Consider the following 11664-nt stretch of genomic DNA (forward strand, 5'->3'; position numbering starts at 1 on the left):
TGCCGGCTTTGTCGACAGCCTGGATGCGTGCGTAATAAGAGGGTGCATTGGTCAGCGTCACGGTTCGTTCAAGGGTTGTCACGTTTCCGTTGAAGACGTCGGAGGCTCCGGGGCTCGTCCCTACTTGCAGGTTGTATGATGCGATGCCTGAGCCATTGGTGTTGTCTGCAGCGGTCGTCCAATAAAAGGTAACGCTTCCAGAGTTGGTGAGTGAGTTCGGCGTAGTGGGAGCAGCAGGTTGTGGTGGTGATGTGGTATCGACGATCACAACCTGTGAACTGTTCGAAAACGCCGATAGATTCCCTGCGCGATCTACGGCTTGCACCGACGCATAGTAGACCACACCGTTGATACCAAAAACCTCTTTGATCAAACCTGTCTCGCTGCCACTATATATGTCCGTACCACCTGGAGTGGTGCCGATACGGACATTGTACCGTGCGACTCCGGTGCCACCGGGGTTGTCTGCAGGTGCCACCCAACTAAACGTGAAACGTGTGATCCGCGTGAAGTAGTTGGTGGTCGTCGGGGCTGCAGGTTGATCCGGGGCCACCAAATCTACCGTGACACTGTTGGAATCTGATGACCACAAGGATGTATTGCCCGCGCTATCCACTGCCTGGACGCGTGCGTAATAAACGTTGCCGTTTGTCACGGCTACCGTTTTCGATGTGGCCCCGACCACGTTGCCGTTGAAGACGTCACTCCCACCCGGAGTCGTACCAATCTGAACATTGTAGGAGGTAATTCCCGAGCCGCCTAGATTGTCACCTGGGCTAGACCAACTAAAAGTCAAGCTATCACTGTTGGATAGAGAGCTCGGAGCGGTTGGTGCATCCGGTTGATTAGGTGCCACAAGATCGATCGTCACTGAGGCGGAGCTACCAGAGTAGGGCGATACGTTGCCGCCGTAGTCGACTGTCTGAACGCGCGCGTAGTATACGTCGCGGTCTGAGCCAGTGATGCTTTTGGATAGGCCGCGCACATTGCCACTGAATACGTTTGAGCCGCCTGAAGTGGTACCGATTTGCACGTTGTAGGAGGCCACACCACTGCCTTCGGCATTATCCCCTGGATTCGTCCAATTGAAGACCACTGTAGCAGAGTTGGTGAACGGGGATGGACCGGTTGGTGCCGTCGGCGTGTTGGGGACGGTCTTGTCGAGCAGGATGCTGCTGGAGGTAGCGTCGCTCCAGTTGCCGTGGTCGTCTTTTTCCTGCACATAAAATGTATGGACGCCCTCCAGCAAAGCTGACGGAGCGCTGTAGCTAAGTAACTTGGTCTCAAAGGACGTGGTCATAAAGTTCGGATCGTTTAGCTTATAGCGGTACGTCCGGCCAGTGACTCCAGCCGCGCTGGTCCACATCCAGGTTGGCGTGTTGGTGATCGCGCCCACGGTCCGGACGATTGGACCGTTGCCTTGAGAGACGACGGTGACTGTACGGCTGACGTTGCCTAGGAGATCGGTGAGTCCCGTGACTTGCTTCACGCGCGACGAATAGATTCCGGCTAAACCGATTATGACAACCGGACTGTAACCAGGTTGCAGATTGATCGGAACCGTAGTGCCGTCGAGTACTGTCGTTAGTTCGAGGGTCACGGTGGCATTAGTGACCCACCCAGCCGCCGTCATCAAGAGAGCCGTAAGTGGCACTTGCCTATTGGTAACGGTGGTGGTGCTTCGCCCTAAAGTGCCATCGTCGCCGAAGGCCCAAGTCCCTGCTGCGAGAGTGCTTGTGTTGTCGCCCTTGTTGCCACAGGCACTCAGGGATACGGTGCCAGAGACGGCGTTACCGTAAACTTGTGCGAGTGATTGCGTGGTGGCACTCGCGCATGAGAGGTTGCCATTAATGGTGTTAAAAAGAAGAAGGCCAGGCGATCCTGCTGCCACTTGCGTGTTGGGAGCCGTCACCGTGTTTCTGGCGACGATACCTGCTGTTGGCGTGAATTCGGTTGCGGCAGTCAGCGTGTTAGCAATAACAGAGGTAGCTGGTGAGCCGCCCATCTGCACGCTGATGGTGTCACCGGTGATCGTGGAGTTCTCGAGATAGACCGGTGCTTCGGTGGTGCCGAGATTGACAGCCGAGGGGTTGGAGCTTGCGGTCAAGTTGGTTATGTATCCCGATAGCGTTAAGACGCCACCGTTGGCCTTTTCTGCCAAGTTTTTGACCGTGATGTATGCTGCCTTGGTACCGAAGTTATGCGTGCCCGTGACGGTAAACGGCGCCTGGTTACCGTAGCCGTGGCTGTTTCCGACGATGAGCCCCAGCCACTTGCCCATAGGGTTTCTTATAGAAGCTTCGAAGGTAATCGGTAGATCTGCCGTGCCAATCGCGTGAAGCGTTTTGGCAAATCGAATTGTCCATGCCCCATCGACTGCAATGACGGCCCCTGGTTCGATGGTAACAGCATCCTGGAAATCGACATCGCAGTTGACCAGATGGTAACCGCTATCGAGCTTGATCGGCTTCGGGTATTTGCCGCACAAATTGCCGCCTTGCACAGCAAAGCTGGTGTCGACGCAACGGTTATCGACCACCTGTTGGGTGGCCGTGCAGATCGTGGTAGCTTCGCATCCTCTTGAAGTCGGCGTTTGGCCCGCGGGGCAGATAGCACTGCACTGACTGCCGATCCACACGCCGGGCCCACCGCCTCCCGTGCCTTGGCATTTGGCAAGAGAATTACAAGCGATCAGGTTTGCCTGACTGCAGGCGCCGACGCACCGGTCACCAACCCAGCTCATGCCAGAGTTGACGCAATCATCGATGGTATTGCATGCCGCAAGATTCGTTGTGCTGCACACGGCTTTACAGGCGCCACTGACGGAGGCATAGCCACTGTTGCAGGCGAGCGACTCCGTCGTCATGTCGCCGCAAAGTGCGTCGCCGTAAGTCCGGCTGAATGCCTTGAAGCCGTTGGCAACCCCACTCACTTCCGACCAGGTGTCACTAGTGCAGGTCTTTATTAAGGATCCGTTCTTGGCAGTCCAAAATTTGGTGATCGTTCTGGCGATCGTCTTGCCGCTCTCGACCACGGTCGAAACCGAACCAGTCTCGGTGTAGTAATTACTGATCGATGTTGGTGCCGACGAGCCTGTTTCGCCCTTAGCACCTTTTTCGCCTTGCGGTCCCGCGGCTCCCTGGGCGTTGATTATTTGCCACTTACTACCGTCGCAGCTCTGTAGAGTTTTGTTCTGCGACACGTAGTACATAGCGCCTTTGCGCGTAGCGTCGCAGGTTGGCAGTCCCGTTAGGGCGTCAACATAGATGACCGCGCTTTTGGCAAGCGTATCGTCAGTGACGCATTTTTTTGCCGTTGTGTTCGATTTAGCGTCAGCACTCTCAGTTCCTGTGCATATGGGGAGCTTCGAGCTCCCAATAGAGTAACCCGACAGTCCGTTCTTCGAACTACAAGAAGACACCAAGGCAGCCGCCAAAGCAGCCGCACTTATGCGGGGCCATGTCTTCTTTAGTTGCATATCACGTCCCTCGGAGACCGACAAAACCCGGTATCCCAGAATGCTTATCGTCACTTTGGCGTAATAGTTGAATGGAACTCTGAAAGGATTGAGATTTTTATGCGGCGGAGAGGCTTAAACAGGCAAAACCACCTGACTTTTGGTGCTTTGTGGCAAGATCCAGAAATATCAGGTGGTTAGCTGGCGCAGTCGCGTGACCTGTGGTCACTTGCGGTCAAAACTCATGACTTGAGACTGACGAAGTAATATTCACCAGCTCGTTCGATCCAAACTAATAGGCGGTTTTTACCCTTGGCCGCCTTGCGCACCGTATCAACGCCCTCAACTTTGCGGCCGTCAACCTTGAGGATCAGATCACCGGGACGGAGTCCTGCGCGCTCGGCGGGACTATCCGGACTGACTTGGGTGATGATGACGCCACTTTTGGATTCGAGGTTGTAGCGCTCTTGAGCTGATTTACTCCACGGCGCAATGGTCATACCAAAGACTTGAGGACCTGCACTGGACGCTTCGTCTTCGTCCTCGCTGTCGTCATCCTTAGCGCTACCATGGCCGCGATCCTCAGGGTGCTGCGACACTGTCACAGTGATCGTTTTCTTTTTGCCGTCGCGGAACACCGTGAGGTTGGCTTTGGTCCCTGGCTTCATGAGGCCGATCGCCGTTGTGACTTCCGAATGCGATTTAATCAGCTGGCCATTAACTTCGACGATCACATCGCCTGTCTCCAGCCCTGCTTTTGCAGCGGGACCACCTGGCATCAAACGGCTCACCAAACCGCCACCGTGAACGCCCTCAGGTAAATTCAGACTGGTGATCATCTCGTCATCTAGCGGCTGCAAATAAACACCAAGGTAGCCGCGACGCACGTGCCCATTATTAATGAGCTGCTCGGCGACCGTTCTGACCATCGATGCGGGCACGGCGAAACCGATACCGTTGTAAGCACCGGAACGCGAGTAAATCGCCGTGTTCATACCGACGCATTTGCCGCGCATATCGATGAGTGGTCCACCGCTGTTACCGGGATTGATCGCCGCATCGGTCTGGATGAAGTTGCCGATATTGGCGATGCCGAGGCTGCCGCGACTGAGAGCTGAGACCACACCGAAGGAAAGACTGGCCTCGAGTCCAAAAGGAGCGCCAACTGCCACCACGAAGTCACCAACCGACAAGTCGTCCGAATTGGTTAGTTGTAGGGCACCCAGGCCTGTGCGGTTAAAGTCCTCTTTCTTGATCTGAACGACAGCGATGTCGGTGTTGGGATCGCGGCCCACAACCTTACCGGTGTAGGTCTCGTTGTTGGCGAGCTTCAGCTGAATTTCATCTGCGCCTTGGACCACGTGGTTATTAGTGATGATGTAGCCTTTAGCCACGTCGATGAAAAAGCCCGAGCCTACGCCCTCCTCACGCTTCTCGCGGTGAGGTCTCCCGCCACCACCGCCACCTCCGGGGCCCCCACCGGGTCCGCCCGGACCGCCGCCTGGGCCACCCTGACCGCCGCGTCCGCCACCTGGTCCGAAAAAGAAGTCGAATGGATCGATCATGCCGTAAGGCATGCTCTGCACATTTTTATAAACGGAGACGAAGACCACGGCCTGACTCGACTGCTTAGCAATCTGGGCCACTCCTTTGGACATCCGCTGGAGGACGTCCACGTTCTCCCCAGTGATACCAGCACCGGAGGAGGCTGGTATCTGGTAGCCCGCGGCCGTCGCCACCGGAGCGATGCCACTCAGGGCTATCCCGAGCACCAGGTTAAGTAACCATAACCACTTGGGTTTACTCATTTGACTCATACGCCTCACTCCCACAGGTTTGGAATCGAGATCAGGTTCTCATATCGTGGCCAACGGCCCGTTATAAAAAGATGAGAATCCTCTGCCAGATGTCAAGCAGAACGGCTTGGCTCGGACGTCATTATGAGCTAATACTCTAGGCTCTCTAGAAATTTGAGAGACAACGTATCCATAAACTAGTTAGCGAGAGGACCCCGCCGTCATGTCGAAGAGCCGTGAGGTTATTGAAAAACACCTGAAGAACGCCCAGGAACACCTTGCTGCCCGCACCAAACTGCTGGCCGACAAGAAACTGGACAAAAAGCAAACCAAGCGGGACGTCACCTTTCGCAAGCTGCAAGCTCTAGTCCGCAAGTATGCTAACCGTCTAGCATCTCTAGACAAACTCCAAGCTGTGCTAACGGACGTTGAGCAACGGCGCGCTGAGCGTGCAGCGGCTCCTAAGGTGCCGAAAGAGAAGAAAAAACGCGTCGTAGCTCCGGCTCCCAAGGCCAAAGGCGGCGGTAAAAAAGAGAAAAAGGCCTGATTTATCCCGGTCTTTGACAGGCGCCGCTGGCTTTGTGGTCAGCGGCTTTTGTTCGTTCTCTAGAAAAATAATGGCAACACACCTAACCTGATCATCAGCGATGGCCCATCCGCATAATGGATCGCTGAAACCTCAACATGGAACAAACGATCGCCGCAATCCGGGAATTTTTTGCGAATATTCTGCGAACCAATGACGACCAAAAACAAGTTAATGTTTAAAAAACAAAACATTGTTTTAATTAAAGTGTTATTTTTAACCTTGGTTACGAGGACTTAGGTTCGCTTAGCCCTAAAGTTTCACCTTGAAAATGCCGATACCCAGAAAGAGGTGCAGGGACTTCGAGGAACCAACATTGTCAAAGCTAATTAATCTACAACACATCCTGCTAGCCACGCTGACATGTATCACCATTGGCTGCGGGGAAAACAAAACGCGCAGTGCGGAAACGCCGACCGTAAACACGAAGCCGCGGCAGGTACAGAATCAGCCCAAAAAGCGGCAGGTGATGCTGGGGCTTTTTGGTGGCTATCTGAGTTGCGGTAGCAACGAGGAGGCACCACTCGATGGTACCCGTATGGTGCGCTATATGCAGGCAATCAGCACTAAACTTAATAAAGAAGGCGGCAGTCAGCCGACTCACGTCATTAGCTGTTTCGGTCTTGATGCCACGGTCGTAAACTTCATAACCTCTGCTGATCCCCAAAAAGTCACGAAGCTAGGGGTTCGGGACTTCATTAAGGAGTTTGGTGACCTAGCAGAGACTCAAACGGACGCGGATCTACACGTAGTGGGACATTCCTACGGAGGATGGCTGAGCCTGCAGGTTGCCAGCGCTATCCGGAATACAAAACCGCCGCGTTCTCTGACGACCGTCGATCCCATCAGTCACGTTCTCTGCACCCCGCCGGACGTCATCAATAGTTTGATTGGCAACCCCGTTAAATCTACTTGCAACCAGGCGCCTGCTGATTTGTCGGAGGACTCTCTTCAGGATATTGCGGCAGTGACGGACAAATGGCTGAACTTTTATCAAACAGATGCCAACCTCCTGCATTCCGGTGTGCTAAACGGGGCAGAAAACGTCAAAATAAGTTTTCCCGCAGCACCTTTGGATCCCCACACTAAAATCGCTGACGATGCCTCGGTGATTGCTAAAGTGCTCGAGTTGGTTGGTGAGGGTTGAGGCGATTAGCGGCCATGGGTGGCTTTAAAAACCCCAGGGCTCACGGCATCTTCCTGTGTTTTCAAAAGAGATACCTCACTTTTTGCTAAAGTTTAAAATTGCTCCCTCCGATAGCCCAGTTGTCTCAGGCGGATCAGCATACCCGCTCAGGCCCCTGGGAATTTTTGGAGGAACACCATGCGTCATTTTTCACTTCAGCGTAGCCAGCTTTGGTTTAGCTCTGGCTTGATGTTAGTAGCCACCGCCTGCGGTAAGGCCGAGTTTGCGGCACAGAACGCTGACCTAAGACCGACTACGGCTGATGCGAAGTCAGCGACCGGAGGTGGCAAAGCGCCCTCCCAGGTTAACAAGACGAATGCGCCGTTGGCCGGTGTCACCGAGGACGCAGCGCGTGAGCCGGGAGAGGACCAGCCTGAACTACGGGGAACCGATCCTCGCTCTCTCAGTGACTATTTTGGCCCGTTCATCTGGCCGCGTAAGGAACCCTCCTCACCCTCCAGCAAGCCCGGTGTATCGACGACGCCGATAGGTTCGATGCCACCAACGATGACGATAAAGATCAAGGCTTCGGTAGATGTTAGCATAACCACTACAGTGACCAATGGGCCAGGCACATCATCGGCGCCAAACCCAGGAAACGGTGGCATGACACCCTCGGGGCCAGGTGTCCCAAGTAACCCAGGGCCGACGACCACTGTAACGGTCAAGCCGTGCAGCGTAAATTACCTGGTTCCTGCTACGGCGAATCCCTATTTTGCTGGGTCCCCAGCTGGCAGCTACCTCGATTACATCATCACTCAGTACGATCCGCAGACGCCAACGGACCGCGTCCTTGCCAATGCTCCCGTTCTTGTCAGCCCAGTGGGAGGCTGTTTGAAGGTGGGTAAACCTGTTTACTTCTCCGTTGGGGGAGCCATTACCTTTTCCCAACTTGATGCACCGACGAACGCTAACGGCAATTTGAGTAAGATTGTCAGCCATCAAAAAGGCTCTATTTACGGTAAATCCAACATCACAGCACCCATCAACAGTTTGATCGCGGTCTTTCTAGGGGAAGGTGATCCGACACCTCTGCCGCCACCGGCACCTCTCGATTTCTCGACGCAAGCAGCTCGCGACTATTACAACCTCAGTCCCGCACTAGGTCAGGTGTTTTTCATCGGTGACGGCAAGACTACCACCGGCGAACATCATCGCGTCGTGGTGCCGGAGGGAGCCGCGCGTCTTTACTTTGCGGTCATGGACATCTACCAATGGAATAACAACGCAGGATCTTTGAGCGGTGCAATCATGGTAGAGTGATGAAATACATCTTATATCATGGCGTCACGTTCGATTACTTCAGCCATACAGGCCACGAAACCAGGACGAGATCTTTTCGGAGATCCCGATAAACAGAAGCACTGACGGAGCTTGTACCTATTAACTTACGAAGGCGAAGGGCAAAAGTCCTTCGCCTTCTTGGTTTTCAGTGCATTGTTGCTTACCATGGATACTGTAGGGGGTGATCAGTGGCGAAACTGAAGCCAGCACGTTATCTGGGATGGCTGATGCTCACCCTGGCGTCGGTTGTCTATGCATGCTACGTCGGCTACCGCATGCCAAGCGACTGGACGGTGAACTATTACCAGTTAAACTGGTGGGATGGCTTTGGTCGTCGAGCGCTACTAGGCACACTGCTTTACCCGCTCGGTTGCAGTCTATTCAATTTTGAGATTATTGCGCGATTGCAATTTACTGTCCTGTGCGGCTGCATATTGACCTTTGTATGGATGGCTGTGCGGCGTGGCTTAATGGCGGTCGCACCCTTGTTTTTTCTGTCGGCGGCAGGCGGCTATCTCTTCCACGAGGTCGGCTATATAGATCAAGTGATCTGGCTACTGGGGGCTTTGGTCCTTTGGTTGCTTAGCCGCGACAAGGACATCGCAGCCTCTTTTTTGCTATCTGCCTGTATGTTTACCCATGAGATGACGCTATTGCAGGTATTGCCGATCGTCATTGCATACCTAATGCTTGCACCAACGCAGGAGCTGCGACGCTATATATTGCTGTTGCTGCCAGCTCTGGGTGTCTTTCTGCTGATCTGGCTCAAGCTTCAAACGGTGGATGAGGCTACCGTTTTGACCTACTTCCAACGCGTGTTTACCTGCGAATACCCGGTGCACCGTCCCGATTTTTACTCGATCTTCTTGCACCGATTCTCCGATCGGATGAATTTTTACTATTCTTGGATCGAGGTGTTGACCTGCATTTTACCGCTGATGGTGTTTGCCTCAATTGGTTTGTTAAACGTAACTCTAAAAGGCCAGCATCCTCGTGTGCAGCGCTTTGTTCTTTGGTGCTGTAGTTTATCACCATTATTGCTTGGGCTAATGGGGTGGGACACGGATCGATGGTTTTTCATTACCTTTGTACAGATCATTCTCGTGCGAATGGTGACGATCTCTCGTAGCGAGAATTCTAGGGATAAATGGCCGTTTATTGCTACAATGGCTGTGATGGCGTTGCTCCTGCGTCTAAACTATTTTGATGATGTGAAGCCAAGGCCATTGTCTTTGACCGAATTTCTTAAATTTTTTGGGCTGGTGTGATGCTTTCCACTTTTGAGGCATTGAGGTCTTTGACGACTCCGCACTTCTCATGGCGTATGGTCCCGTTACCGCCGCTCATAGCTTTGGCCTCTTGGGCACCTTGCGCCGTGGCACAGAGCGAGTTGGGATCAATACAACATCCGGTCAAAGAGTGTGTGCTCAAATTGCCGGACGCACCGCAGAGTGATCCGCGCAATCACTATCCCGTTATTCTGATCGACATGGCTCTGCGTAAGACCGAAAAAGAGTATGGCCCATGCCAAATCAAATTTGCTTCGTCCGGCGGCGGTGATCGTAATATCATTAGGATCGAAAGCGGCCAGCTAGATATTATTTGGCGGGTCCGAACTAAGGTACGCGAAGAGCGGATGCAGTCAATCAAAATTCCCGTTTATCGTGGCTTACACGGCTACCGCGTTCTGGTGATCCGCAAGAGTGATAAAGATAAATTTGCACAGGTGAAGTCGTTAGAGGATCTGCGCAAGTATGTCGCCGGCACTGGTCGCGACTGGCAGTCAACTGATGTGCTTAAGATCAATACACTGCCCTTTGTCACCGCCGACGCGACGGACAGCTTTTATCCCATGTTGTCGAAAGGGCGTATTGACTACTATCCTCGTGCATTTCATGAACCTATCTACGAACTGGAGATGTCCGGTACATCGAATCTCATGATTGAGGAAACCCTGCTTCTTAAGTATCAGGCAGCCGATTATTTCTATGTCAAAAAGAATGCCAACGAGCTGGCTCAAAGACTGAAACTAGGACTTGAGCGCATGATAGCTGATGGCACGAGGGATCAACTACAGGAGTCGGCCTTTGGTCTGGGGGATATGATCCGAAAACTCAGACCAGACAAAAGACGCGTCATCACTATGGCTGATCCCCTTGATGGACCAGTCGCTGGGGAAGTTGATCCGTCCCATTGGTTAGATCTAGTGGCTCAGGCAAAAAAGATGCATTTGGAAACATCGACCGATAAGTAAACTTGGACGTATGAGCGAGCACCGGCTCGCCGCGATCGAGTTGTTTTAGCAGGAGCAGATTCGTCTCGGTGGATGACGTCATTTCGACGAGAGGTCGATCGCCACGATCTTACCGTCGGTATACATGGGATTGCCGTCGGCATTGGCAAGCCCAGTGAGTGACGTTAAACCGCCACTTTGTAACCCGGATTCCTCGACCGCTCCTGCGCCTTGCAGGGCGTCGACTACTGCTTGCCTTTCCTCGTCGATATTGGGCGCGATCCAGTGCGTTGTATGCGGTTTACCTTTGAAACTTACACCGACGCCGCTATCAAAAGTCGCCGCGCCCAACCAAATTGGTGTGCCATCGCTGGCTACTTCGTCACTCTGCCAGAACCGAACGTGGTGCCGCACAGCGGGCGACAGTCCATCCCCAGTGTCGACCTCCTGTTCAAAAGCGATATCCTGATGGCGACCGTAGAGATAAAGATCGCTGATTGGGGCCGCAGGGTAAGACTTCTTGAAAATCACTGAAGTCGCCATTCGCGTATTCGCACCAAGACCTCGTTTATCGGGAACAACCCAACCTGCCTTACTAAACGCCTTTAGTAGCTGAGCTTTAGAGCCAGCGATCGCGATGTTGACCGGATCACTGGGATCTCCCGAGCCATTAACCGTGCGGGGATTTTTCTTAACAGCTGCCGTCGCATCCACCAGGGCAAGACTAGTCTTGCCCTGTGACGCTCCTGGCGCCGCCGCCTTATCGGAGTGGTCGTCATCACCTTGGCAACCACCAAGAAAGACGAGGGAAATGGCTAACATAGCAGTAGCGAGAAGCAAAAGTCTAAGCCTCTTTGTTACTAAAATCGCCCATCTTATCGGCATTTTTGTGGAAAACTTTAGTCAAAGTGCACGTCACGCACTGCGCTTCCCAGCTAGATTATGGGCGCAAAGGGGAGGGGCTGACTAGAGCTAGCCAAATCCTTACCTAAATGTGCCCATTCAATAGCTTACGCCCTCCCTGCCGATAGGACGCAGGGAGGTATCGCCTATGTATTTGTCAATAGGTCAAGCGAGTCGGGCACTTGGCACCTCAGTATCAACGCTGCGCCGGTGGGAGCA

General features: G+C 53.4%; 8 protein-coding genes. 5 read left to right on the top strand and 3 right to left on the bottom strand.

What is annotated here, in order from left to right:
* Both FJ146_17740 and FJ146_17745 read right to left on the bottom strand, forming a co-directional pair.
* Window positions 1-3478 (bottom strand): fibronectin type III domain-containing protein (locus FJ146_17740; GenBank protein MBM4253813.1); only part of this gene is annotated, 3478 nt, incomplete at its 3' end.
* Window positions 3479-3699: 221 nt separating this feature from the next.
* The gene (locus FJ146_17745) at window positions 3700-5274 is read right to left on the bottom strand and encodes a Do family serine endopeptidase (GenBank protein ID MBM4253814.1); all 1575 of its coding nucleotides are present in this window, start codon (window positions 5272-5274) and stop codon (window positions 3700-3702) included.
* 202 nt (window positions 5275-5476) lie between these two features.
* On the opposite strand from FJ146_17745, the gene FJ146_17750 reads away from it, so the two are divergent.
* The 5 genes from FJ146_17750 (at window position 5477) to FJ146_17770 (ending at window position 10563) form a co-directional block, all read left to right on the top strand.
* A complete protein-coding gene (locus FJ146_17750) occupies window positions 5477-5800 on the top strand; it encodes a hypothetical protein (GenBank protein ID MBM4253815.1) in 324 nt (107 codons plus the stop codon).
* Between the two features lie 304 nt (window positions 5801-6104).
* Complete coding sequence (locus FJ146_17755; protein MBM4253816.1) at window positions 6105-6986, top strand: alpha/beta fold hydrolase; 882 nt, start codon at window positions 6105-6107, stop codon at window positions 6984-6986.
* Between the two features lie 177 nt (window positions 6987-7163).
* Window positions 7164-8288, top strand: a complete 1125-nt coding sequence (locus FJ146_17760) for a hypothetical protein (protein MBM4253817.1) — start codon at window positions 7164-7166, stop codon at window positions 8286-8288.
* A 209-nt stretch (window positions 8289-8497) separates the two neighbouring features.
* Window positions 8498-9577 (top strand): hypothetical protein, encoded by a 1080-nt coding sequence (locus tag FJ146_17765; GenBank protein ID MBM4253818.1) that lies wholly within the window; start codon window positions 8498-8500, stop codon window positions 9575-9577.
* The gene (locus tag FJ146_17770; GenBank protein MBM4253819.1) at window positions 9577-10563 is read left to right on the top strand and encodes an ABC transporter substrate-binding protein; all 987 of its coding nucleotides are present in this window, start codon (window positions 9577-9579) and stop codon (window positions 10561-10563) included. Before FJ146_17765 ends, FJ146_17770 begins: the two co-directional genes overlap by 1 nt.
* A 78-nt stretch (window positions 10564-10641) precedes the next feature.
* Here the strand turns inward: FJ146_17770 and FJ146_17775 are convergent, their stop codons facing one another.
* Window positions 10642-11427, bottom strand: a complete 786-nt coding sequence (locus tag FJ146_17775; protein ID MBM4253820.1) for a hypothetical protein — start codon at window positions 11425-11427, stop codon at window positions 10642-10644.
* Window positions 11428-11664: the final 237 nt, after the last annotated feature.

Source organism: Deltaproteobacteria bacterium (assembly GCA_016874735.1).
Taxonomy (GTDB): domain Bacteria; phylum Bdellovibrionota_B; class Oligoflexia; order Oligoflexales; family CAIYRB01; genus CAIYRB01.

Coding starts and splice junctions, on each gene's coding strand:
- FJ146_17745 (MBM4253814.1), bottom strand. CDS start 5,274: ATGAGTCAAATGAGTAAACCCAAGTGGTTATGGTTACTTAACCTGGTG.
- FJ146_17750 (MBM4253815.1), top strand. CDS start 5,477: ATGTCGAAGAGCCGTGAGGTTATTGAAAAACACCTGAAGAACGCCCAG.
- FJ146_17760 (MBM4253817.1), top strand. CDS start 7,164: ATGCGTCATTTTTCACTTCAGCGTAGCCAGCTTTGGTTTAGCTCTGGC.
- FJ146_17770 (MBM4253819.1), top strand. CDS start 9,577: ATGCTTTCCACTTTTGAGGCATTGAGGTCTTTGACGACTCCGCACTTC.
- FJ146_17775 (MBM4253820.1), bottom strand. CDS start 11,427: ATGCCGATAAGATGGGCGATTTTAGTAACAAAGAGGCTTAGACTTTTG.